General features: G+C 64.2%; 1 pseudogene. It reads right to left on the minus strand.

Annotated features, from left to right (window positions below):
- Positions 1–162: 162 nt before the first annotated feature.
- Positions 163–288: pseudogene (locus NE591_RS16085) on the minus strand (3'-5' exonuclease); the annotation flags it as partial.

Here is a 288-nt window from a genome sequence, read left to right on the forward strand (position 1 = left end):
CCGCGTTCGAAAGGGGATAAAGCGCGCAGCGGGCTGGGGATACCTCCTCCCGACCTCCCAGTCAGAGGAGCCCCTACACCGTCTTCCAAAAATCAAGGTGATAGTCGCGGCCCTCGATGGCCTTCGACACCGCAGATTCCGGATCGTCCAAATCGCCCCAGTAGCATGGGCGCAGGTAAGGCACAGGCGCTTGCGGGCGCGAGTGATGGCCACATAGGCGAGGCGCCGCTCTTCTTCCACGGCCGCCGCGTCGCCCACGGAGTTCATGTGGGGGAACAGGGTCTCCTC

This window comes from Adlercreutzia sp. DFI.6.23, from assembly GCF_024462535.1.
Lineage (GTDB): Bacteria > Actinomycetota > Coriobacteriia > Coriobacteriales > Eggerthellaceae > Adlercreutzia > Adlercreutzia rubneri.